This is a genomic window from Bradyrhizobium sp. 2S1 (genome assembly GCF_011516625.5).
Taxonomy (GTDB): Bacteria; Pseudomonadota; Alphaproteobacteria; order Rhizobiales; family Xanthobacteraceae; genus Bradyrhizobium; species Bradyrhizobium septentrionale.
In genome coordinates, this window is the sequence record NZ_CP147717.1 from 6,952,254 (window position 1) to 6,975,633 (window position 23,380).

At 61.5% G+C, this 23,380-nt stretch carries 20 protein-coding genes and 5 pseudogenes; 13 read left to right on the plus strand and 12 right to left on the minus strand.

Annotated elements, in window-relative coordinates:
• Positions 1-359 precede the first annotated feature (359 nt).
• From HAP54_RS32645 to HAP54_RS32655, 3 genes are all read right to left on the minus strand, one after another.
• Positions 360-2,195: a Ulp1 family isopeptidase gene (locus HAP54_RS32645; protein WP_224741674.1), complete on the minus strand. Its 1,836-nt coding sequence runs from the start codon at positions 2,193-2,195 to the stop codon at positions 360-362.
• A 259-nt stretch (positions 2,196-2,454) separates the two neighbouring features.
• Positions 2,455-3,798: an IS1380-like element ISBdi2 family transposase gene (locus HAP54_RS32650; protein WP_166204320.1), complete on the minus strand. Its 1,344-nt coding sequence runs from the start codon at positions 3,796-3,798 to the stop codon at positions 2,455-2,457.
• Between the two features lie 93 nt (positions 3,799-3,891).
• Positions 3,892-5,163, minus strand: a complete 1,272-nt coding sequence (locus HAP54_RS32655) for a hypothetical protein (RefSeq protein ID WP_175619253.1) — start codon at positions 5,161-5,163, stop codon at positions 3,892-3,894.
• A gap of 258 nt (positions 5,164-5,421) precedes the next feature.
• Here HAP54_RS32655 and HAP54_RS32660 point away from each other — a divergent pair.
• Positions 5,422-5,618, plus strand: a pseudogene (locus HAP54_RS32660) (transposase); the annotation flags it as partial.
• A 411-nt stretch (positions 5,619-6,029) separates the two neighbouring features.
• Here HAP54_RS32660 and HAP54_RS32665 read toward each other — a convergent pair.
• Positions 6,030-6,248, minus strand: coding sequence for a hypothetical protein (locus HAP54_RS32665; RefSeq protein ID WP_166215172.1), 219 nt, complete (start codon positions 6,246-6,248; stop codon positions 6,030-6,032).
• A 550-nt stretch (positions 6,249-6,798) separates the two neighbouring features.
• Between HAP54_RS32665 and HAP54_RS32670 the strand changes: the two genes are divergently transcribed.
• The 8 genes and pseudogenes from HAP54_RS32670 (at position 6,799) to HAP54_RS32705 (ending at position 14,286) form a co-directional block, all read left to right on the plus strand.
• The gene (locus HAP54_RS32670; protein ID WP_339156912.1) at positions 6,799-7,701 is read left to right on the plus strand and encodes a transglutaminase domain-containing protein; all 903 of its coding nucleotides are present in this window, start codon (positions 6,799-6,801) and stop codon (positions 7,699-7,701) included.
• A gap of 344 nt (positions 7,702-8,045) precedes the next feature.
• Positions 8,046-9,389, plus strand: a complete 1,344-nt coding sequence (locus HAP54_RS32675) for an IS1380-like element ISBdi2 family transposase (RefSeq protein ID WP_166204320.1) — start codon at positions 8,046-8,048, stop codon at positions 9,387-9,389.
• A 690-nt stretch (positions 9,390-10,079) separates the two neighbouring features.
• Complete coding sequence (locus tag HAP54_RS32680; RefSeq protein WP_166294392.1) at positions 10,080-11,414, plus strand: IS1182 family transposase; 1,335 nt, start codon at positions 10,080-10,082, stop codon at positions 11,412-11,414.
• Between the two features lie 134 nt (positions 11,415-11,548).
• Positions 11,549-12,315, plus strand: a pseudogene (locus HAP54_RS32685) (IS5 family transposase).
• 128 nt (positions 12,316-12,443) lie between these two features.
• A pseudogene (locus HAP54_RS32690) lies at positions 12,444-13,310 on the plus strand (IS1380 family transposase); the annotation flags it as partial.
• A 128-nt stretch (positions 13,311-13,438) separates the two neighbouring features.
• Positions 13,439-13,639: a hypothetical protein gene (locus HAP54_RS32695; RefSeq protein ID WP_166215168.1), complete on the plus strand. Its 201-nt coding sequence runs from the start codon at positions 13,439-13,441 to the stop codon at positions 13,637-13,639.
• Positions 13,636-13,968: a hypothetical protein gene (locus HAP54_RS32700; RefSeq protein ID WP_166215166.1), complete on the plus strand. Its 333-nt coding sequence runs from the start codon at positions 13,636-13,638 to the stop codon at positions 13,966-13,968. The genes HAP54_RS32695 and HAP54_RS32700 overlap by 4 nt, the downstream gene beginning before the upstream one ends.
• A 90-nt stretch (positions 13,969-14,058) precedes the next feature.
• Positions 14,059-14,286 carry a hypothetical protein gene (locus tag HAP54_RS32705; RefSeq protein ID WP_166215164.1) on the plus strand — a complete coding sequence of 76 codons (228 nt, stop codon included), beginning with the start codon at positions 14,059-14,061 and terminating at the stop codon, positions 14,284-14,286.
• A gap of 3 nt (positions 14,287-14,289) precedes the next feature.
• On the opposite strand, the gene HAP54_RS32710 is transcribed toward HAP54_RS32705, so the two are convergent.
• The gene (locus HAP54_RS32710) at positions 14,290-14,622 is read right to left on the minus strand and encodes a hypothetical protein (protein WP_166215162.1); all 333 of its coding nucleotides are present in this window, start codon (positions 14,620-14,622) and stop codon (positions 14,290-14,292) included.
• 41 nt (positions 14,623-14,663) lie between these two features.
• Here HAP54_RS32710 and HAP54_RS32715 point away from each other — a divergent pair, with 41 nt between their 5' ends.
• Entirely contained in the window at positions 14,664-15,500 is an 837-nt protein-coding gene (locus HAP54_RS32715) for a DNA methyltransferase (protein WP_166294394.1), read from the plus strand.
• A gap of 104 nt (positions 15,501-15,604) precedes the next feature.
• Here HAP54_RS32715 and HAP54_RS32720 read toward each other — a convergent pair whose 3' ends face one another.
• The 3 genes and pseudogenes from HAP54_RS32720 to HAP54_RS32730 form a co-directional block, all read right to left on the minus strand.
• Positions 15,605-16,948 (minus strand): IS1380-like element ISBdi2 family transposase, encoded by a 1,344-nt coding sequence (locus HAP54_RS32720; RefSeq protein ID WP_166204320.1) that lies wholly within the window; start codon positions 16,946-16,948, stop codon positions 15,605-15,607.
• Between the two features lie 638 nt (positions 16,949-17,586).
• The gene (locus HAP54_RS32725; RefSeq protein WP_166294396.1) at positions 17,587-18,060 is read right to left on the minus strand and encodes a winged helix-turn-helix transcriptional regulator; all 474 of its coding nucleotides are present in this window, start codon (positions 18,058-18,060) and stop codon (positions 17,587-17,589) included.
• A gap of 80 nt (positions 18,061-18,140) precedes the next feature.
• A pseudogene (locus HAP54_RS32730) lies at positions 18,141-18,892 on the minus strand (IS5 family transposase).
• Between the two features lie 101 nt (positions 18,893-18,993).
• On the opposite strand from HAP54_RS32730, the gene HAP54_RS32735 reads away from it, so the two are divergent.
• Both HAP54_RS32735 and HAP54_RS32740 read left to right on the plus strand, forming a co-directional pair.
• Positions 18,994-19,767: an SDR family NAD(P)-dependent oxidoreductase gene (locus tag HAP54_RS32735; protein ID WP_166294398.1), complete on the plus strand. Its 774-nt coding sequence runs from the start codon at positions 18,994-18,996 to the stop codon at positions 19,765-19,767.
• A gap of 158 nt (positions 19,768-19,925) precedes the next feature.
• The gene (locus tag HAP54_RS32740; RefSeq protein ID WP_166294400.1) at positions 19,926-20,084 is read left to right on the plus strand and encodes a hypothetical protein; all 159 of its coding nucleotides are present in this window, start codon (positions 19,926-19,928) and stop codon (positions 20,082-20,084) included.
• 180 nt (positions 20,085-20,264) lie between these two features.
• Here the strand turns inward: HAP54_RS32740 and HAP54_RS32745 are convergent, their stop codons facing one another.
• The gene (locus HAP54_RS32745) at positions 20,265-20,873 is read right to left on the minus strand and encodes an FMN-dependent NADH-azoreductase (RefSeq protein ID WP_166294402.1); all 609 of its coding nucleotides are present in this window, start codon (positions 20,871-20,873) and stop codon (positions 20,265-20,267) included.
• A gap of 99 nt (positions 20,874-20,972) precedes the next feature.
• Here HAP54_RS32745 and HAP54_RS32750 point away from each other — a divergent pair, with 99 nt between their 5' ends.
• Entirely contained in the window at positions 20,973-21,374 is a 402-nt protein-coding gene (locus HAP54_RS32750; protein ID WP_166294404.1) for a winged helix-turn-helix transcriptional regulator, read from the plus strand.
• 152 nt (positions 21,375-21,526) lie between these two features.
• Here the strand turns inward: HAP54_RS32750 and dprA are convergent.
• From dprA to HAP54_RS32765, 3 genes and pseudogenes are all read right to left on the minus strand, one after another.
• Positions 21,527-22,558 (minus strand): annotated as a pseudogene (dprA, locus tag HAP54_RS32755) (DNA-processing protein DprA); the annotation flags it as partial.
• 27 nt (positions 22,559-22,585) lie between these two features.
• Entirely contained in the window at positions 22,586-22,792 is a 207-nt protein-coding gene (locus tag HAP54_RS32760; RefSeq protein ID WP_166294406.1) for a hypothetical protein, read from the minus strand.
• Between the two features lie 240 nt (positions 22,793-23,032).
• Positions 23,033-23,275 carry a DUF6471 domain-containing protein gene (locus HAP54_RS32765; protein ID WP_038385332.1) on the minus strand — a complete coding sequence of 81 codons (243 nt, stop codon included), beginning with the start codon at positions 23,273-23,275 and terminating at the stop codon, positions 23,033-23,035.
• Positions 23,276-23,380 lie beyond the last annotated feature (105 nt).

A 23,380-nucleotide genomic window follows, 5' to 3' on the forward strand; every position in this document is an offset into this window, starting at 1 on the left:
GGCCCCAACGAGGGGTACACGCTGTGGCCGAGTTACGTTCATCCATGACGTAGGATCGTCACTCGGTCAGCAACCAGCCGATGCTGACGACAAGCGCGAGGAACGACGCCCCGGCAAAGCCGAGGAAGCCATACTCCACTTGTCTATGTGATCCGATCCAGACATGACGCGATGGCAACGAGAAGGCTTTCGTCGGTCTTGTGCACAGTGGGTTTCGCCGGCGCTCCCCCAGACTGCGCTCGCCGGATGGCTGCGCCGGGCTGTGTTGCTGGGCGGCGGCCTGGTTCCGGTCCTTCGTGCCCCGGGCCCAGGCCGTCGGCGTGAGCCGCTCCAGCCTGAGCTATCCGCCCATGGCGACATCAGCCCCTGAGTCGGTTCTGCAGTGCCTGCCGATTGGCAACGAGGTTGCTGAGGTTCAGCAGGTGTGGTTCCCGTCCTTGCTCCAATTGCCTAACCAGCGCCCGCGTGCCGTCCACCACGAAGACACCGCAATCATACCCGTTCCGCTGCTGGGCCATGCCGGCTGGCTCCAGGCGGAGGTCCAGCCGACCTGCGAGATGTTCTGCATCCGTGTCGTTGAGTCCGCCGTAGGAATCGTAGTGATAGGCGACCGGCCGGCCCCGGTCGCTGCGATCAACGAACAGCAGCGACCAATGGTTGCCGAGGCTATTAGGATCTTCAGGAGCGGCATTAATCACGGGCAGGAACAGGAAGTCGGCTGTATCATTATCATTACCATTATCATCATCGACGATGCGCTGGAATTCGGTTCGCACGGCGCCATCGTCGTTAGAGCGCAGATAATTTAGGACGATGAGGGGATTCACGAACCGCGTCCGGGCGGCGAGATCCGGATGGTTCCTCCGCAAATCCTGCTCCTGGAGCCGGTAATCCCTGTCGATATGCTCGTCGCCCAGCCATTCCGTGTCCTCGAGCACCAGCCCGCGGCCGTGGGAGGAGGCTGTCGGACCTAAAGCCCCGATCTGAGCATCAGCGGAGGTGCTCGGAAACGGCTGTACAGAATTAGCATCGTCGCGTGATTCGGACGGCGTGGGCGCAGTCAGATCAACCAATGGAAAACCACGGTAGGTGTCTGAGCGAGCCCTGGCAGCGGGCGCTGACGCTGCTTCCAGGATCGGCCACATACTCCAATCAAAGTTGAGCGGCATCTGCGGCGACCAGGTCGAGGTGGACCTGGCAGGTTCCTGCTCTCCAGCTTGGACTATCTCCTGCGCCTGCTCAGGGGGAACCCCGGACCACGGTGGGCCGTCTTCCACCATCAAACGCAGATCCTGATCGTAACCTTCCGGGAGGACCAATGGCCGACTGACAGCTCCCTGCGGCGCGCTGTGCTGCGCAGCGGCGCCTCCGACGTACGTCGCGACCGCATGCGGCGCCGTGGCATCTTCGTGCCCGCTCGCCTGCATCATCGGCTGCGCCTGCCATGGCGATGCACCCAGTTGATGGGTGGGGGCCGACGTCAGCAGGCGACCGCCTGAATTGGCGATCTCGCTCAGCTGCCGCTCGCTGGCAAGGCCGTGCAGATTGTCTAGGGGCCTCGGCCTCTTCGCTGGCCTCAACTCAGCTGTGTCATGCTCATCGTTGATGAGGACCTCCTCGCTTGGCAGGAGGTTGCTCCTGGCAAGTGCAGCCATCGGCTCGTCCAGGAACTGCTGGCGGTCGTAGCCCCAGTTCAAGGGACGAATGGTCTCTCCGGAATCCGATGACTGGTCATGGCGCGCGGCTGGCTCGAGAGATGACGACGGGCCGGGTTCGTCCATCAGCTCCCAAAGCAAATCCTGATCGTAGCCTTCTACAGGAAGCAGCTCCTTTGGCCAACTGCCCGCGTCCTGCGACGCGCTGTGCTGCGCAGCGGCGTCGCCGACGCGCCACGGCTCCATCAATGCCGCGTCTTCGGGATCAGGAACGGGGGAAATATAGCGCTCGAACTCCATCGCTTTAGCGCCGGCCTGCGATTTTCGGAGATGAGCCAGTGCGGCGCCGATAGTCAGATCCCCACCGGCGTCCTTCCTATAGCGCTCAACATCTTCATCCAACGTGTTGCCGGAAAGCCGAGCAGCAATGCCCTTCTTGTTGTTTTCACGCAGGTAGTCACTGAAATTGCGTAGAGCAGTTGCACGCCTCTTGCCGGTCCCTGTCGCTGCTTCGTTTTTGTATTCTTTGATGAGAGCCACGTCCTGGGGGTGAGGATTCAGCTCAGCGCGGCCTGCGATCGGCGCGACTCCGCCCGTCGACTGGAAGGTCCGGAGACGATCTATTGCCCTAACCCGTCCTATTCGTGAGAGTGCTTTTTTTAGTCCGATTGATGTGGCCGCACATCTGCTCTGACGAGGCGCGCGGGATTGCCTTCGGCTTTTCACCGCCTGACCGACCCGTACTTTGCAACGCGCTTGAGGTGTAGGTTGGGCGAACGGGGGGCGGACGCCCCGCCGGTCAAGGACCGAGAGGCAGCAGCGCGCCTGGCAAGCCGCGGATCAGGTCGGCTTCGGGACATGCCGCGGCAAACGCAAGGCGAATGCGGCTCGTGGTCTCGACGACACGGGCAGCGAGTTTCAAGAGACGAAGACGCAGCGTCGCGAACTCGGCTGTGGCCAATTCCCGGGCTTTGGGAATCGCGTCGCGCACGGTCAGCATCAGCCAATAAGCGGCGGTGTGGAGAACGAGGCGGACTTGATTGGCGAGCGCCGAACGGCAGCTGGTGCGATCGGAGGCGAGCTGTGTCTTATGCAGCTTGATCAGATTCTCGGCTTGGCCGCGCGCGCAATACAGGCTGTCGTAGATCCACTCGGCCGAGCCGACATCGAGGCTGGTGACGACGAAACGGATGTCGAGGCCGAGCATCGTCGCCTCAATACGGGCGACGGTACGCCGTTCGCGATCCCAGGACTTGGCCTTGTGGCGCGTCTCGGTATAGCCACGCAGAACCGGCAGGTTCTCGATGGCGCGTCGCGTGCGGATGTCGTCGGCGGCCTCGTCGAGTTTTCTGGCGAGCGGCTTGGTGCCGGACAGACCGAAGATGTAGTCGATGCCGTTGGTCTCGCACCACGCCATTGCCTCCGGCCGGGCATAGTGCCCGTCGCCACGGAACGTAATTCGCGTGTTGTGCCACCGCGTCCGGATATGCCGTATCAGGCGGCGCAGATGGGCACGCACCTCGACGCCGCCCGGCGTCTTGCCGGGCCGCAACACGACCGCCACGGGCCGGCTCTTCTCCGTGTCGTAGACGTGGATCGGCAGGAAGCAGCGTTCGTCATAATGAGCGTTGAACAGCGAGAGCTGCTGATGGCCGTGGACGACATCGCAGGTATCATCGATGTCGAGCGTGACGGATGCCGGCTCGCGCGGGTAGCTATCCATCCATGCGTCGACCAAAGTGTAGGTCAGTCGGATCACGTCGCGCAGGCGCGGAGCATTCTCCAGCCGCGACAGCGTCGGTTGGGAACACAGATCGCGACCCGTGTCCGGCAGCCGTCCGCAGGCCAGCTTGAATGCGGGATCGGACCGCAGATGATCGAGGTCGTCGGCGTCCTCGTAGCCGCAGCAGATCGCGAACATGCGCGCGCGGAACATATCGACAAGGCTGTGCACGACCCGCGTCGGATCGCGCCGATCCGGGAACACCCGGGCCAAATTGTCGGCCAAGCCGAGACGCCGCTCGGCCATCGCCAGAAGCATCACGCCCCCGTTCGAGGTCAGCCGACCGCCATCGAAGGCAGCTGTGACTTTCTTGGCGTGAACGGCTGGAAACGAGAAGGGCAGAATCGTATCATCGGTCATGGCGGGCCTGGCGTTCGCGGTTGAGGTGATGGGGTTGGCTTTGCAACCGAATCCTACGCCGCATCAGCGCTTTACACCACGCTCGCCAGCCTCTCAGGCGCACTCTGACGAATAAGACGGGCTAAGGAGGAGACCGGGCTTACCGTTTCCGGCGAACTCGCGCGCATCATCGGTCAGTGACTCGTTGTCGAGCCGAGCAACAATGCCCTTTTTGTGATTTGCGAAGAGCCAGCGGCCAAAGCCGCGAAGCGAATATACATAGTCCTTGGCGGTGCGCTCGGCGCCGGTGCCCTTGATGAGGCCCTTCTCAAGCCCCGAAATAAGGGGAGCATCTTGGGAATAAAGAGGCTTGTTCCGCCCCATTAAAACCCGAGTTGACTGAGCCGGCTGCGGCGCCGAGGACGACGGGCCGGGTTCGTCCATCCGGCCCAAATCCTGATCGTAGCCTTCCGCAGGAAGCAGCTCCTCTGGCCAACTGCCCGCGCCCTGCGACGCGCTGTGCTGCGCAGCGGCGGCGCCGACCCGCCTCGACTCCGTCAGTGCGGCGTCTTCGGGAGCAGGAACGGGGGGAATATGGCGCTCGCGCTCCATCGCTTTAGCGCCGGCCTGCGATTTTCGGAGATGGGCCAGCGCGGCACCGATCCTCGAATCAGCACCGGCGTCCTTCCTATAGCTCTCGACATCTCCATCCAGCGCATTGCCGGAAAGCCGACCAGCAATGCCCTCCTTGTAGTTTTCACGCAGGTAGTCACTGAAACTGCGAAGAGCAACTGCATAGTTGCTGGCGGTACTACCTGACACCGCCTCGTTTTTGTACTCTTTAATGAGAGCAGCGTCCTGGGGGTGAGGATTTAGCTCAACACGGCCTGCGATCTGCACGACTCCGCCCGTCGACTGGAAGGTCCGGAGATGGTACAATGCCGTAAGGAGCTTACCGGGACGCCTCTTTCTGTACTCGCGTGCATCATCGGTCAGCGACTTGTCGTCGAGCCGAGCAGCAATCGGATCTTTGTTATTTGCGAAGAGCCAGCGGCCAAAGCTGAGAAGAGAACCTTCATATTCTGCAGCGGTGCGTTCATTGGCGTTGCGATCGATGAGGGCCTTCTTAAGCCCCCCCGAAATAAGGCGAGCATCCTCGGAATAAAGGGGCTGCTTGCTCTGCCGCCCTATCAAAACCCCAGTTGACTGAGCCGGCTGCAGCGCAGCGGCGGCGGGCATTGCTCCACCACCTCCACCTGAATTGGCGATCTCGCTCAGTTGCCGCTCAAAGGTCGCCGCTTCTGCGGACGGCGCCGCGGGTGAACTCTCTTGCGGGCCCGTGCTGTCCGGCTGTTCACGCACCCACTTGTTCGAGGGGAAATCCATCCCTTCTCCCTTTCAAATTATGAACCGAGCCTTCGATCTGACATGCAGGGAATCAGCAACAAACCACCCTTTACAGCCCTCGACAGGCACGCACCGTGAGCATCGGCAGCCGATGTGCTTCCAGTGCGACCAACCCTGTTAAATGGGGAAGCTGTCGAGAAACTGATGACGACAACGTGCCGCGAGCATGGTGCATGACCTGTGCGCTTCGCCGTCAACAGCCGATAGACCGAAGATTCAGAGACAAAATACTGCTTCTCAATTCCCAAAGTCCGGGAATTGGCCACTGCCGAGTTCGCGACGCTGCGTCTTCGTCTCTTGAAACTCGCTGCCCGCGTCGTCGAGACCACGAGCCGCATTCGCCTTGCGTTTGCCGCGTTGCGTTTGCCGCGGCCTGTCCGGAAGCCGACCTGATCCGCGGCTTGCCAAGCGCGCAGCTGCCGCTCGGTCCTTGACCGGCGGGGCGTCCGCCCCCCGTTCGCCCAACCTACACCTCAAGCGCGTTGCAAAGTACCGGTCGTCAGGCGGTGAAAAGCCGAAGGCAATCCCGCGCGCCTCGTCAGAGCAAATCTGCGGCCACATCAATCGGACCAAAAAAACGCACTCTCACGAATAGGACGGGCTAACGTTCTTCATGTGGGCTAACGGAATCGCGGGAGGAGTCATCACCGTGATGTGGGCGATTGAGTTTGTAGTTCCGCCGGACCATCAGACGATAACCGACAATGTCATTATAGCGGCCCTGGCGGGTATTATAGTTCAATCGGGCGCCATTATCTTGGCCGCCTTTCCTGTATTTGTGTCTCCATGCCGGCGAGTTCTTTCTTTGGGCGTCGCGGCTTCGGGATCGCGGCCTCTCACTGCGCTTAGCTCTCCCGCGTCGCGACAAGGTCTCGTCCGAGAATGCTGACCCGTTTGTTCAGCGCGTGGTGCAACGCATTGCCCTCACATGCCGTCATCCTGCCAGCAGACAGCTCGGACATACAATCCATCATGACCCGTTGAATCTCGACTAGCGTCATACTTTCGATCTGGGCAATGCGCTTCTTAACTTCGGCGCGCAAGTTAGTAGTCTTTTCAGACATCCGACAGATTCCTGATGCTCCACGGGTCCAGCCCGAAAGGCTAACGGGGGCTGACGTTACTGCATCAACATTGGATCGGGCTCCTACCTACTCTAGGGGGGCAGCCGGCCGACCGGATCGCGGTCGGCACCAGGCGCATGCTCCTCCATCCTTCAAGCCAGAGGTCCGAAACGCCGGGCTTCGCTCGGTCGCCAGCCTGATCCGGCCGACCGTCCGGGCCTTCATGGATCACGACGAAGTCGTCCTCGAGTTTATCGCCGGCTATGACGGTGGGGCGGAGGAAGAGGTCCATGGCTTTCGTTTAACTCACTTTGGCCCTGTTGTTTGGCTAGCGTGAATTCCCGAGTCCGCTGCTGTTGTTCAGGTCTTGACGGAGTTCCGAATGCGATGCGCGCCATCGTTGGCCGTTCTAGTTTTGATCGCGAGTTCGAGTGTTCAGGCGCAAACGGTTACGGAGCCTGCCATCTCGAAAGTAGTCGAACAGGTTCGCGTAGATGCTGATTATCTCACTAAGCGTTTGACCTGGGATAAAGATGTCGACTTGGACCGCGTGCGGCAATTTGGGCTGGCGCTCACGGCTATGAACCTCGTCCAGCAGCAGGTCAGCTCGACGCGATATGGCGCTGTCGCGAATACATCCCCCGAGGATCTGCCCGCCAACGATGAAGAGGCCCTGTCGCGCGGGATCGGCATTTGCGGGAATCAGGTTTCTGCATTTCTCAACATCGCGACACGAGTTGGCCTCCAGGCACGCAGCCTCGAATTCTACTGGCCGGATGAAGCCGACGTTCGTCACTCGCATATCGCGGCAGAAGTGAAAATTAGCGGCAAATGGGCCTTCTTCGATGTGACTTGGGGAACCTATTTCAGGCGTGATCCCACCGCTTCGGGACAGGCATCTCTGCTCGAAATCCTGTCTTTCGATGAGGCGAAAGCTTTGCCTGATCGGGCAGCTCACGCCGTCACCAATGAGTCGGAACTTTCTTTTCGACTTCAGCTCATCAACAGCCTTGATCCGTTCGACTACTTCACGAAGGCGGATGGCTACCTGCGCGGCAAGAGCGGGAACATAACTCTTGCGGCGCCGCGAAGTAACGGCGGCGCTTGGGTCTACTCGCCCGACGGGGTACCGAACCACATCGGAGTGAGCGCCGATTACTCGACCTCGCATGTCGGAAACGCCTCGGTAGGATTGCGCGCCGCGGCCCATGTGGTTCACGGCCGGATCGACGAGATCGGCCGCGGCTGCGTCGGATCGAACGTCCTCGTCGCGGCCGTGAACGGACGCGAGGCTGTCAATGAGATAGTGTCTCCGGGCACTGAGAAGGACTTTGATCTGCCCGATGGTGTCGCGGCGGGCGACACCATCACGCTGTCGATCAGGCCCAAGTCCGATGGCGCAACCTGCGTTCTCGTATATAAACAAATCATCCTGAGCGACCGCTCATCCTAAAGAGGATAGCCGGCCGACCTCGCGCTCCTCGTGGATTACGACGTGGTCGTTCTCGAGCTTGTAACCGACTGACCGTGGGCGGAGGAACAGTTCCATTCGTTATATTCCGACGAACGATCGGCAGGTTTCGGGCTGGAACGTTGACTGTAGACGTCCCATAATTGCGGATGATTTACCCAGGAAGCAATCCCATTGGCCTCGATCTTCATCAAGATCGCCATACTGTTAGCCCGTCTTATTCGTCAGAGTGCGCCTGAGAGGCTGGCGAGCGTGGTGTAAAGCGCTGATGCGGCGTAGGATTCGGTTGCAAAGCCAACCCCATCACCTCAACCGCCAGGCCCGCCATGACCGATGATACGATTCTGCCCTTCTCGTTTCCAGCCGTTCACGCCAAGAAAGTCACAGCTGCCTTCGATGGCGGTCGGCTGACCTCGAACGGGGGCGTGATGCTTCTGGCGATGGCCGAGCGGCGTCTCGGCTTGGCCGACAATTTGGCCCGGGTGTTCCCGGATCGGCGCGATCCGACGCGGGTCGTGCACAGCCTTGTCGATATGTTCCGCGCGCGCATGTTCGCGATCTGCTGCGGCTACGAGGACGCCGACGACCTCGATCATCTGCGGTCCGATCCCGCATTCAAGCTGGCCTGCGGACGGCTGCCGGACACGGGTCGCGATCTGTGTTCCCAACCGACGCTGTCGCGGCTGGAGAATGCTCCGCGCCTGCGCGACGTGATCCGACTGACCTACACTTTGGTCGACGCATGGATGGATAGCTACCCGCGCGAGCCGGCATCCGTCACGCTCGACATCGATGATACCTGCGATGTCGTCCACGGCCATCAGCAGCTCTCGCTGTTCAACGCTCATTATGACGAACGCTGCTTCCTGCCGATCCACGTCTACGACACGGAGAAGAGCCGGCCCGTGGCGGTCGTGTTGCGGCCCGGCAAGACGCCGGGCGGCGTCGAGGTGCGTGCCCATCTGCGCCGCCTGATACGGCATATCCGGACGCGGTGGCACAACACGCGAATTACGTTCCGTGGCGACGGGCACTATGCCCGGCCGGAGGCAATGGCGTGGTGCGAGACCAACGGCATCGACTACATCTTCGGTCTGTCCGGCACCAAGCCGCTCGCCAGAAAACTCGACGAGGCCGCCGACGACATCCGCACGCGACGCGCCATCGAGAACCTGCCGGTTCTGCGTGGCTATACCGAGACGCGCCACAAGGCCAAGTCCTGGGATCGCGAACGGCGTACCGTCGCCCGTATTGAGGCGACGATGCTCGGCCTCGACATCCGTTTCGTCGTCACCAGCCTCGATGTCGGCTCGGCCGAGTGGATCTACGACAGCCTGTATTGCGCGCGCGGCCAAGCCGAGAATCTGATCAAGCTGCATAAGACACAGCTCGCCTCCGATCGCACCAGCTGCCGTTCGGCGCTCGCCAATCAAGTCCGCCTCGTTCTCCACACCGCCGCTTATTGGCTGATGCTGACCGTGCGCGACGCGATTCCCAAAGCCCGGGAATTGGCCACAGCCGAGTTCGCGACGCTGCGTCTTCGTCTCTTGAAACTCGCTGCCCGTGTCGTCGAGACCACGAGCCGCATTCGCCTTGCGTTTGCCGCGGCATGTCCCGAAGCCGACCTGATCCGCGGCTTGCCAGGCGCGCTGCTGCCGCTCGGTCCTTGACCGGCGGGGCGTCCGCCCCCCGTTCGCCCAACCCATCCCTCAAGCGCGTTGCAAAGTACGGGTCGTCAGGCGGTGAAAAGCCGAAGGCAATCCCGCGCGCCTCGTCAGAGCAGATGTGCGGCCACATCAATCGGACTAAAAAAAGCACTCTCACGAATAGGACGGGTTAGCCGTTGCGATCCTGGCTTTTGGCGTTTTCCCGAATAGGCGTACCGGCGAGCTCGTTGCCATAGCGACCTGCGTCATAGGTGCCATTATTCTTCATTTCGTCGCGTCTTGAGACATCACAGCACGATGTGGCCCCAAGCCACCCTTGGAGGCCCAGGGGCGATTGCTGGGGCCACATGGCCGGTCCCGCGTCAGTCGAGATTGGAAGCCTGCGGAAGCTTGGGGTCTGGCAGGGTGGGAAAGCCGGTGCCGCATTAGCGCAAGGAACGCTCGGGTCGAGAACGAATAGCCATGCCCCGGGCCCATGCGGCCCGCCCTATAGCCGAGCGCAATCTGGGATTTCACCGTGGGTGAACGAAAGTTTTCGGGATGGCGTAAGCCTGATGTCAGCTGGAAATGTTTAGATACACAAATACTCCAACGGCCCCGGCTCGTACCGCTCTGGGGCCTTTTTTTTCCTTCTAGGAGCTTGTCTGGATAGTCGCTGTTCAAATCTGGTCGGGTCTGATTCAACATTGGGCGATGAGCAAGTATTTTCGGCCTTGGAACATCGATCAGACGCTGCTTCTGCCGCCGAATGTGCAGGACTTCGTGCCGAAAGGCCATGTCTCGCGGTTTATGGTTGATCTGGTGCGGGAGAGCCTCGATCTCAGGGAGATCATGGGCAGCTATGTGAGCGGGCTTGGGCAGCCGCCGTTTGATCCGCGGATGATGGTGGCGCTGCTGCTGCATAGCTATGCGAGTGGGCTGTATTCGTCGCGTCGGATTGCCAAGGCCTGCCGGAAGCGGAACGATTTTGTGATGATCGTGGCGCTGGATGCGCCGGATTTTCGGACGATCAGCGACTTTCGCAAGCGACATTTGAAGGCGCTCGGCGCGCTATTCGTGCAGGTTCTGAAGTTGTGCGAGACGGCCGGGCTGGTCAAGCTCGGTCATGTCGCGCTGGATGGTACGAAGATCAAGGCGAACGCGTCGAAACACAAGGCGATGAGTTATGAGCGCATGAAGAAGCGCGAGGCGGAATTGAAGGCCGAGGTCGCTCGCATGCTGGCGGCCGCCGAGGCGGCGGATGCCTCGGAGGATGAGACTTTCGGCAACAGCGACGAACTGCCGGACTGGACCGTCGACAAGCAGAAACGGCTGGCGAAGATCCAGCAAGCGATGGCGGCGCTGGAAGCGGACGCCAAACTGGCGGCGGAGGAAGAGCGCCGCATCGAGGCCGAAAAGGAACAGCAGCGCCAGGCCGAAGGCCGCAAGAAGCCGGGCAAACCGGCGGCGCTGCCATCGGAGGAACCCAATCCCAAGGCGCAACGCAACTTCACCGATCCGGAAAGCCGCATCATGAAGTCGAAGGATGGCTTCGTTCAGGCCTATAATGCCCAGGCGGCCGTCGATGCACATGCCCAGATCATTGTCGCGCAAGAACTGACCCAGCACGGCAGCGATCAGGGCCAGTTGGTGCCCCTGATCGAGGCCATCGAGAGCAATCTTGGCCGCAAGCCGCGGCAGGCCTCAGCGGATTCCGGCTACTGCAGCGAAGCCAATCTCGAAGCGCTCGACACACGCAGCATCGATGGCTATGTCGCGCCCGGACGCGCCAAGCACCCGACAGTAGCGAACGGAAAAGTCGGCGGCCCGCTGACACAGGCCATGCGAAAGAAGATCGACGATGGCGGCTTCGAAACACCCTACCGATTGCGAAAGCAAGTGGTGGAGCCGGTGTTCGGGCAGATCAAACAGGCAAGAGGCTTCCGCCAGTTCCTGTTGCGGGGCATCGAGAAAGTGCGCGCCGAGTGGACAATGATCTGCACCGTCCATAACCTCCTCAAGCTGTTCAACCTCGCAAACGCAGCCTGAGCCTGCTACTCTACAACAAATGCCCGTCACGAAAACATATCTGGACGGGCTCCTAGGTGGTGTGGACTCTAAGGATTCCCTTTTAGGAGCAAATCAGATTCAAGGCTGCTTTTGGGGAGGCCGCCTTGGGTGTGATGGACCGTTTGGTATTGAGCGACGCGGCGTGGGAGCGGATAGCGCCGCTGATCATAGGGCGCCCCGATCAGAAGGGCTCCACCGGGCGCGACAACCGGATGTTCGTGGAAGGTGTGCTGTGGATCGTGCGTACGGGGTCTCCCTGGCGCGATCTTCCGGAGGTGTTTGGGGACTGGAACAGCGTGTTCCGGCGCTTCAGTCGATGGAGCATCAAGGGTGTTTGGTGGCGGATCTTCGAGGCGATGTCCGATGATCCGGACTTCGAATATCTGATCGTCGATTCCACCATCGTTCGGGCGCATCAGCACGCCGCCGGCGCCAAAAAGGGGGGTCTGAAGATCAAGCGGAAGATCAAGCGATCGGCCGCTCGCGCGGCGGCCTGAGCACCAAGATACATATGGCCGTTCGAGGCTTGGGATGTCCGGTGCGGTTCACGCTCACCGCAGGTCAGAAGGGCGATGCACCGCAAGCCGCCGCATTGATCGAAGGCTTATCCGCCGAGGTCGTCATGGCCGATACGGCCTATGACGCCGATCACTTGCGCCAAGCCATCGCCGCCAAAGGCGCGCTCGCCGTGATCCCCAACAACCCGTCACGCGCGCTCAAATATCCACTCGACAAGCATTTCTATGCCCAGCGTCATCTCGTCGAATGCTGCTTCTCAAAGCTCAAGCAGTTCCGCCGCGTCGCAACCCGCTTCGAAAAAACGGCCCGGAACTACCGGGCCGTCGTCACTCTCGCAGCCATCGTTCTATGGATGCGCTAGTGTCCACACCACCTAGCCCGTCTTATTCGTCAGAGGGCGCCTGAGAGGCTGGCGAGCGTGCTGATGCGGCGTAGGATTCGGTTGCAAAGCCAACCCCATCACCTTCAGCCGCGAACACCACGCCCGCCATGACCGACGATACGATTCTGCCCTTCTCGTTTCCAGCCGTTCACGCCAAGAAAGTCACAGCTGCCTTCGATGGCGGTCGGCTGACCTCGAACGGGGGCGTGATGCTTCTGGCGAGGGCCGAGCGGCGTCTCGGCTTGGCCGACAATTTGGCCCAGGGTGTTCCCGGATCGGCGCGATCCGACGCGGGTCGTGCACAGCCTTGTCGATATGTTCCGCGCGCGCATGTTCGCGATCTGCTGCGGCTACGAGGACGCCGACGACCTCGATCATCTGCGGTCCGATCCCGCATTCAAGCTGGCCTGCGGACGGCTGCCGGACACGGGTCGCGATCTGTGTTCCCAACCGACGCTGTCGCGGCTGGAGAATGCTCCGCGCCTGCGCGACGTGATCCGACTGACCTACACTTTGGTCGACGCATGGATGGATAGCTACCCGCGCGAGCCGGCATCCGTCACGCTTGACATCGATGATACCTGCGATGTCGTCCAGGCCATCAGCAGCTCTCGCTGTTCAACGCTCATTATGACGAACGCTGCTTCCTGCCGATCCACGTCTACGACACGGAGAAGAGCCGGCCCGTGGCGGTCGTGCTGCGGCCCGGCAAGACGCCGGGCGGCGTCGAGGTGCGTGCCCATCTGCGCCGCCTGATACGGCATATCCGGACGCGGTGGCACAACACGCGAATCACGTTCCGTGGCGACGGGCGCTATGCCCGGCCGGAGGCAATGGCGTGGTGCGAGACCAACGGCATCGACTACATCTTCGGTCTGTCCGGCACCAAGCCGCTCGCCAGAAAACTCGACGAGGCCGCCGACGACATCCGCACGCGACGCGCCATCGAGAACCTGCCGGTTCTGCGTGGCTTTAAGAAACCGGCCAAAATGCAAAGCTCGGTGCTTGCTAAGGCACCGAGCGAACGCAAATATCTTCCAATCAGACAATGGGACGACAAGGCGCTATTATTCTAGCACCGTATATCCGTATACATACGGGCTTGTGGCGTTTGCCCATAATACCGGAAAGTTTCGTCGCGCGGCTGTCGCTGATCGGCGGGCGCGGCCAGATCGAGATGACCGAGCACCTGCTGGTGTCGTCCGACTTCGCGGCGATCCGCGCCGAGCTGATGGCGCGCGGCCTCACGCGCCTGGCACGATATCCCGAGGACGAGCCGCGCATCGTGGAGGTCTGGCTGTGAGCCACGAGACCGAAATACTGGAGGAGGCCCTGCAGAAGATCGTGCAGTGGAGCGAAGCCTATCCGCTGAGCGTCTTCCCCGAGCCCGACTGGAAGAAGGCCGCGCAAGTGCTGAAGGCGGCGGGCCTCACGCTAGACAGTATCAGCGCCGCCTGCATGCGCGATGTCGTGCGAGGCGCTGGCGAGATCGCCCGCGCGGCGCTCGCGCAAGCTGCGCGCATCGACCGCGTCGATCACGCGCTGGCGCGGCAGCTGGCCCGCTCGATGCAGCTCAACGCGCAGCTGCATCAGCGCATCAAGGAATTGGAGCAAGGAGCACTAAATGCTTGACCGAGCAGAGATCGAACGCATCGCCACCGAGCTGTCAAAGAAGCTGGCCGATGAGGGCAAGCTGATCGAGCGGGTTGGGCCGGTTACCGCATGCTGGTGCTGCCGCCCGACGCGCCGCAGATTCAGATCGATGAATGCAAGATGGCGTTCATGGCCGAATCGCAGCACCTGTTCCCCAGCATCATCAACATCCTCGATCCGGGCGAAGAGGAGACCGAGGCCAATCTGCACAAGATGGACCTGATCGACAAGGAGCTGCGCGCCTTCGGCCGCGAGATGGCGATGCGGGCCACCACGACGACCAAGGGCTCGGCGTGACTGCTATTCTGGCAGGTCGATCACCTGATGCAAATTGGTGACGCGGTAACCCGCAGGCCGACCGCCGACAAGCTGAACATTCACGTCCACGATGAAGCCCTTCTTGTAAACATTTTCGTCAGCTTCACGGACCTCGTGCTTGATCCTCTGCTCGCCGTCTTTGACGTTGGACTGCTTGAACGTCATCAACATTCGCTGGTGATCCGCAGTGGTGGAAGACTGCAGCAGCAGCTTTTGATCTTCGATCTGTTTCTGGGCCTCCCGCGCTTGAGCAGTGTCGAACACCAGCGCAGCCCTGATCTTTTTTTTGCCGTCCTCAAACGCGACCGCCTGCAAACGGGTCGCTTTACAACACCGATGAGCCGATTGACCGGGATGTGAAGTGGCTTGAGAAGCGAGCAACCGGTAAAAAGGGCGAAAAGATCGGATACCCAACTCAGAAGCCGATGGGTCTGTTGGCGAGAATCATTCGAGCGTCCACGAATGAAGGTGATGTTGTACTAGATGCCTACTGTGGTTGCGGAACAACTGTTGCCGTCGCTCAAGCGCTCAAGCGGAAATGGATCGGGATCGACATCACCTATCAATCCATCTCGCTGATCCTCAAGCGGCTGGAAGAGACGTTCGGCGAGCAAGAGCTAGGCAAGGTCAAGACGGATGGCATTCCGAAGGACATGGCCTCTGCGATTGCGCTTGCAAAGCGCGACGACGATCGCCTGCGCAAGGAATTTGAAAAGTGGGCTGTTCTCACATACACCCGAAATCGCGCAGTCATCAACGAGAAGAAGGGTGCCGATGGCGGCATTGATGGGAGAGCATTCTTCAAGATTGGAAAGACCGACAACGCCAAGATCATTCTCCAGGTGAAGTCCGGCGGCGTTGAGCGGAAAGATGTGGCCACGCTGCACAGCGATATGCTCCCTGAGAAGGCTGCGATGGCCGTCATGATCACGCTTGAAAAGCCGTCCAAGCCGATGCTTGACGAAGCTCGGGCCGTTGGCAAATTTAGACATGAAGACATGGCGCGTGACTACGATACGATCAGCATTGTTCCCGTGATCGATATCGTCGAAAAGGGAAAGACGCTCGACATTCCGATGAGCCTCGAAGTTGTTAAGGCAGCCAAGCGAGCCAATGAAGAGAAGCAGTTAGCCCGTCCTATTCGTGAGAGTGCTTTTTTTAGTCCGATTGATGTGGCCGCACATCTGCTCTGACGAGGCGCGCGGGATTGCCTTCGGCTTTTCACCGCCTGACGACCCGTACTTTGCAACGCGCTTGAGGGATGGGTTGGGCGAACGGGGGGCGGACGCCCCGCCGGTCAAGGACCGAGCGGCAGCAGCGCGCCTGGCAAGCCGCGGATCAGGTCGGCTTCGGGACATGCCGCGGCAAACGCAAGGCGAATGCGGCTCGTGGTCTCGACGACACGGGCAGCGAGTTTCAAGAGACGAAGACGCAGCGTCGCGAACTCGGCTGTGGCCAATTCCCGGGCTTTGGGAATCGCGTCGCGCACGGTCAGCATCAGCCAATAAGCGGCGGTGTGGAGAACGAGGCGGACTTGATTGGCGAGCGCCGAACGGCAGCTGGTGCGATCGGAGGCGAGCTGTGTCTTATGCAGCTTGATCAGATTCTCGGCTTGGCCGCGCGCGCAATACAGGCTGTCGTAGATCCACTCGGCCGAGCCGACATCGAGGCTGGTGACGACGAAACGGATGTCGAGGCCGAGCATCGTCGCCTCAATACGGGCGACGGTACGCCGTTCGCGATCCCAGGACTTGGCCTTGTGGCGCGTCTCGGTATAGCCACGCAGAACCGGCAGGTTCTCGATGGCGCGTCGCGTGCGGATGTCGTCGGCGGCCTCGTCGAGTTTTCTGGCGAGCGGCTTGGTGCCGGACAGACCGAAGATGTAGTCGATGCCGTTGGTCTCGCACCACGCCATTGCCTCCGGCCGGGCATAGTGCCCGTCGCCACGGAACGTAATTCGCGTGTTGTGCCACCGCGTCCGGATATGCCGTATCAGGCGGCGCAGATGGGCACGCACCTCGACGCCGCCCGGCGTCTTGCCGGGCCGCAACACGACCGCCACGGGCCGGCTCTTCTCCGTGTCGTAGACGTGGATCGGCAGGAAGCAGCGTTCGTCATAATGAGCGTTGAACAGCGAGAGCTGCTGATGGCCGTGGACGACATCGCAGGTATCATCGATGTCGAGCGTGACGGATGCCGGCTCGCGCGGGTAGCTATCCATCCATGCGTCGACCAAAGTGTAGGTCAGTCGGATCACGTCGCGCAGGCGCGGAGCATTCTCCAGCCGCGACAGCGTCGGTTGGGAACACAGATCGCGACCCGTGTCCGGCAGCCGTCCGCAGGCCAGCTTGAATGCGGGATCGGACCGCAGATGATCGAGGTCGTCGGCGTCCTCGTAGCCGCAGCAGATCGCGAACATGCGCGCGCGGAACATATCGACAAGGCTGTGCACGACCCGCGTCGGATCGCGCCGATCCGGGAACACCCGGGCCAAATTGTCGGCCAAGCCGAGACGCCGCTCGGCCATCGCCAGAAGCATCACGCCCCCGTTCGAGGTCAGCCGACCGCCATCGAAGGCAGCTGTGACTTTCTTGGCGTGAACGGCTGGAAACGAGAAGGGCAGAATCGTATCATCGGTCATGGCGGGCCTGGCGTTCGCGGTTGAGGTGATGGGGTTGGCTTTGCAACCGAATCCTACGCCGCATCAGCGCTTTACACCACGCTCGCCAGCCTCTCAGGCGCACTCTGACGAATAAGACGGGTTAGACTGGCTCTTGGACGGGTAGCGGGCGCTATTTGCGCCCGCCCTAAATTACCGTGAACTTCCGATGCCGATCCGGAGGCGTCTCAGCGGGCACGCATTCCGTTGGCCAACCCCCGACTGAAGGGCCCAGCTGGGGCCATATAGGCTCAGCAGCCTTTATATACTGATCCGGGGCCTATTCGGGGCCTGAGCCATCCGCTCAGGCACCTTCGCTTTTCTAAGGCACTGAAAAGCCATCATAATCTATTCCGGAATAGGGCTGGACAACAGGCCCACACGACTTCACCGTCCGCCTCACGCGCATTCGTCGACTGCGCGCTCCGCCGTCCACCGCATCCCACACCGCGTTCGTGACGACCGCGAAGCGCCCCTCGATCGGGTGAGACGAACAGTTCATACACTGAGTTGGGTATTCCGGTAAACAGAAATATTTTGGCTGCGCGGGATTGACAGCTTTTGCTGAGTTGCCCGTCGTGTCGAATGGGCAACACCGGTTGCCATCTTGATGAATGGAGTTAGGCCGATACACGCCGCGCGCGCTTCGCAGGAGGCCGCGGCTTCAGCGCCGTGTCTGCGGCATCGAGCACGCGGCCGTCCTGCGAAAACAGCGCGAGCTTCTTCACCGGCTTGCCCTTGTCGCGGTCGACAAGGATGGTCGCGATCTCGTCCGGGTGCTCGTCGAACTCCTCGGTCCATTGCCGGAGCGCGACCAGGATCGGAAAGATGCCGTGCCCCTTCGGCGTCAGCAGATATTCCTGATAGGCGCTGCCGTCGGAGGCGGGGACCATCTTTAGGATGCCGCGGTCGACCAGCGTGCGCAGCCGCGTGGTGAGGATGTTCTTGGCGAGGCCGAGGCTCGCCTGAAATTCGCCGAAGCGGCGCCGGCCGAGGCTGGCGTCGCGGATGATCAGCAACGACCACCAGTCGCCGAACACGTCGAGCGCGCGGGCCACCGGGCAAGAATCGCCTGCGAGGCTGGTTCGTTTCACGGCGCGGTCTCCGGAAGTTGGGCCATCACGGTCTTGTGTGGTTGCAATATTAAACCTGATGCCCTAGGGCCCGTTTGGATTCATCTTGAATTTATCACAGCGGCGGTGAGATTGATCATGGCTTCGAAGCTGATATCTGTTTTGTCGGCTCGCATGGCGATCCGCTTGAATTCCTTGAGCTTGCAGAAGAAATTTTCGATCAGATGTCGCCATTTGTAGATTTCCGCGTCGATGGCGAGAGGTTTTGCGCGCCGCGGGTGCTGGGAGATGACGACCTTGGCGCCGCGTGCGTCGAGGTCGGCAATGATGGCGTTGCTGTCGAACGCCTTGTCGGCGATCATCGCATCGAAGGTCAGCCCTTCGATCAACGGCGGGACGCCGACCGTGTCGAAGCGCTGTCCTGGCAGCAGCACGAAACGCAGGAGATTGCCGAGCGCGTCGGTCAGTGCCAGGATTTTGGTGGTCATTCCGCCTTTCGAGCGGCCGATCGCCTGGTTTTGCGTCCCCCTTTTGCGCCCTGTCCGTGGCGGTGGACTTTGACGATGGTGGCATCAACCATGACGTACTCCATGTCCGGCTCGTCCGAGACCGCATCAAACATGCGCTTCCAGACGCCCGCCTTGGCCCAGTCGCGGAAGCGCGTGTACACGGTTATCCAGTTGCCGAAGGCGCGCGGCAGATCGCGCCACGGACTGCCCGTGCGCGCAATCCACAGCACGGCTTCGACAAACAGCCGGTTGTTATTGCCGCTCCGGCCGGGATCACCCGGCTTGCCAAGACAAAGCGGCTCCATCTTCGCCCATTGGGCATCAGTCAAAACGAATCGGTCCATCCCAAGCTTGAATCACAACCAAGCCAGGATGAGAATCCGGAATCCAAACAGGCCCTAGGTAGGCAACGAAGTTTAATAATGCAACCAGCTGGAGGCGGACAATGAGACTGGCAAACAAGACGGCGTTGATCACCGGCGGCAACAGCGGCATCGGGCTTGCGACGGCAAAACTGTTCGTGGCCGAGGGCGCCAAGGTCGTCATCACCGGGCGCAACAAGGAGACGCTTGCAGCGGCGGCCAAGGAACTCGGGCCGAACGCGTTGGCGGTGGTGGCCGACGCCACCGATGTCGCGGCACTGGAAGCCGCGGTGAAGCAGGGCGCCGAGAAGTTCGGCAAATACGACGTGCTGTTTGCCAATGCCGGCATTCCCGGCCAGACGCCGGTCGGCGGCACCACGCTGGCTGCTTTCGAAAATGTGATCCGCACCAATCTCACCGGCGTGTTCTTCACGGTGCAGGCGGTGGCGCCCTATCTCAACGACGGCGCATCCATCATCCTCAACGGCTCGGTGATTTCGGTGCTCGGCAATCCCGGCTACTCGGCCTATGCCGCGAGCAAGGCCGGCGTGCGCGCGATGGCGCGGGTGATGGCATCAGAACTGTCGCCGCGCAACATCCGGGTCAATGTGGTGGCGCCGGGGGCGGTGCGTACACCGATCTGGGGCGCGGCGATCGCAACGCCCGAGGCCGAGAAGGTGTTCGAGGCGCGGATCGGCAAGACCACGCCGCTGGGGCGGATCGGCGAACCCGATCACATCTCGAAGACGGTGCTGTTCCTGGCGTCCGACGACGCGGCGCACGTGCAGGGGCAGGAATTGTTCATCGATGGCGGCGCAACGGCCTCGCCCGCGGGCGCGCCGATCTATCACGGCTAAATTGTTTCTCATTGTAACGAACCGGCCGGTGTGAAGCGCTTCATACCGGCCGGTTGCGTGCGCGACTATCATTGCGTGAATTGAACCTTTGACGTACTCCCGGGACTCCTGAAAAGGGCGGGGAATTTTTTCACCACGGAATCATTTGGAGTGCCGTCATGCCCAAAGCAGCTCGTATTGCGACTCCGGTCAGAGTTTCGTCCGCGTCCGAGAATTCGGACACGGCACAGTTCGTGACGGTCGCGCTGTTTTCCGGCATCGGTTTGTTGATCTCCCTCGTCGCCGTCATCGCCGGCATTCAGGGCGTCTGGTTCTGAGGCATCCGGCGAGTCGCCCGCGCATGACGCTTGCCGCTTGGCCAAGACCTTGTCCCGCCCACAACTGTCATACCCCGCGCGTGCGGGGTATCCAGTACGCCGCGGCCTCCCGGTTCAGTAACGGCCGTCTCTGGAATACTGGGTCACCCGCTTTCGCGGGTGACGACAGTGGTTCTGGGGTTAAGCGGCGTTCAGGCTGCCGGCGGCCTGCAGCGCGCCTGCGACCGCCTTCTCGCGATGCTCGGGACCGACCTGGATGCCGTCGGCCGGGATGAATTCAAGATTCCTAACACCGATGAAGCCGAACACCCCGCGCAGATAGGTCTCGAGATGCTCAAGGGCTGCCATCGGCGTGTCGGCGCCGTAATAGCCGCCGCGCGAGATCGCGATGATGACCCGCTTGTTGCCGGCCAATCCCTGAACGCCGGTGGCGTCGTATTTGAAGGTCTTGCCCGCAACCAGGACGCGGTCGATCCAGGCCTTGAGCTGGGAGGGAATGGTGAAATTGTACATCGGCGCGCCGATCACCACGATGTCGGCGGCGAGGAACTCGTCCAGCACAGCTTGGCCGGTCGCGATATCGTTGCGCACCGACGGGTCCGGCGTTGCGCCCTGGCTCGCGGCCAGGTGGAGGCCGGAGAGGTGGGCGAGCGGGGTTTTGGTGAGATCGCGGTAGCTCACGACGAGGCCGGGATTGGCCTGGCGCAGCCGCTCGACGGCGGCGGCGGAGACCTGCCGGCTGACGGAGTGGGGGCCGAGGACCGAGGAGTCGATGTGCAGAAGTTTCATGGCTGGGATCACCTTTGGTATAGGTTTGTAACTGGCGCTATATGAGTGACCGCCCTAAATGTCCGCAAGAACGCACATTTTTGAAACCCGAGCACAGCGATGAGACCTGAGAACATCCATGTGACTGCCCCGCCGCCGCGCCCCAGTCCCGATCACAGCGATTGCCGCGCGGTCGCCTCCGTGCTGGCGCGGGTCGGCGACAAATGGAGCGTGTTCGTGATCATGATGCTGATCGACGGGCCGAAGCGCTTCAACGAATTGAAGCGCATGATCAGCGGCATCTCGCAGCGGATGCTGACGCTCACGCTGCGTGGACTGGAGCGCGACGGCCTGGTGACCCGCACGGTGTTTCCGACCATCCCGCCGCGGGTCGACTATGAGCTGACCGATCTCGGCCGCGGGCTGGCGGCGCCCGTGAAGGCGCTCGGCGAATGGGCGTTCGCGCATCTGCCGGAGATCGAAGGCGCGCGCAGCAGTTTTGATGCGCGGAACGGCGACTGAAATCTGGACCCGTCACCCTGAGGAGCGCGAAGCGCGTCTCGAAGGGTCGACGGCCACCAGCGGGGCCGTGCATCCTTCGAGACGCGGCCAAGAGGCCGCTCCTCAGGATGACGGGGAGAGGTGCGGCGCCACGGGGCGTGCGCTCTTAATTTCTAGATCATCGACACCAGCCCGCCGCCGTGACGCTCGAGCCTGCCGGCAAGCTCCAGCTCCAGCAGCACCGCGCGGACGACAGCGGGCGAGACATCGGCCATCCGGATCAGATCGTCGAGGCTGATCGGGCTCGGACCGAGCAGATTGATGATGCGGGCGCGGTCGCCGCCATCGGTGGCAAAATCCAGCGGCTCGTCGTCCTCGCGCGCGCCAAGCATCACCGGCCGCTCCATGATCGGCGTCACCGCGCTGATGACGTCGGCGGCTTCAGTGACCAGCGTGGCGCCCTGCTTGATCAGATCGTTGGCGCCGGCGGCGCGCGGATCGATCGGCGAGCCCGGCACCGCGAACACCTCACGGCCCTGTTCGGCGGCCATCCGCGCCGTGATCAGCGAGCCCGAGCGATGCGCGGCCTCCACCACCACGACGCCGAGCGAGGCGCCCGAGATCAGCCGGTTGCGGCGGGGGAAGTCGCGCGCCCGCGGCACATGGCCGAGCGGCATCTCCGAAATCGCGGCACCGCGCTCGAGCAGGGCGGCCAGCAGATCCTCATGCTCCGGCGGGTAGATCCTGTCGTGGCCGCCGGCGAGCACCGCGACCGTGCCGCTCGCAACGGTCGCGCGATGCGCCGCCTGATCGATGCCGCGGGCGAGGCCGGAGATCACGACTAAGCCGGCGTCGCCGAGATCGCGCGCGAGAGTGCCTGCAAATTTCAGCCCGGCGCCGGAGGCATTTCGGGAGCCGACGATCGCGATCATCGGGCGCATCAGCGTGTCGCGCGCGCCGCGCACGGCAAGCAGCGGCGGCGCGTCGTCGATGGTGGCAAGCCGGGCCGGATAATGCGCTTCCTCCGGCGCGACGAGGTCGATGCCATGCCTCGCGCAGGCCGCAAGCTCCGCAGCCGCGTCGGCTTCGCTCGTGATGCGCCCGGGGCCCGACGCGCCGCCGCGGCGCGCGAGATCGGGCAGGCGCTCCAGCGCGTGCGCCGCATCGCCAAAATGGCGGAGCAGCGATGCAAAGGTGCGTGGGCCCGGTATTATGGCGCAAACGCCACAAGGCTAATCCGGACCAAACATGGAGCAGTTTTCCGCATCCTGAATGATTAGGGCCGCACCCAAGAGATCAATTTCTTCGATGATCTTTTTTACAGGCTTATAGAAGGCATCGTCTTTTATGATCTCTTTTTGAATCTCCATAAGGCGCGTGATATTGGCGCCGGTCTGTACCGTTAGATTGTTCCACTCCCTCTGTAGCGGGTGTTCCATACGCCCCTCCTAAATCATCTTGAAATGCCTGAAAGCGTCTAAAATGGCCGCTCGTTTCTGGGGCGGGCAAGGATGTTCTCTAGCTGTGTGGTCGATACGGTTGGGCGCGTCCCTCATCGGTAGACCGCAATCAGATTTTACGTGCGCAATCCAACAGGTCTTTGGTGCGAACCCATGGTTCGCTTTGACCCAGTTCACTACGTCCGCATAAGAGGCCATTCTAACCCTCCTGCCGTGAAACTAGATTTCCTCCAATACTACCTGCTCAAGCTCCAGCGCTGCAACGCACGCAAGAAAGAAGATCGCGGTAAACGATCCGCGCTTGAGTTTCATGGTGATCCCAGCCTCTGTCTCATCCTTGAGGCCATGCTTTTTGAGCCGCTTTGCCAAGTCGGCGTAGGTCACATTGGCTTTCTTCATTTCCGCCTTGAGGAAGGCGCTGGCGCGTTGGCCCCATTCCTCTTCCGCCTTGGGTAGGACCATGGCATCTCCTATCGATTCCGTGAGCTAACAAATATGATAGACCGGCCTTGACTTCCGGTCAAACGGTTCATATTCGTTAGCTATCACATTCGATAGGATGCGGCA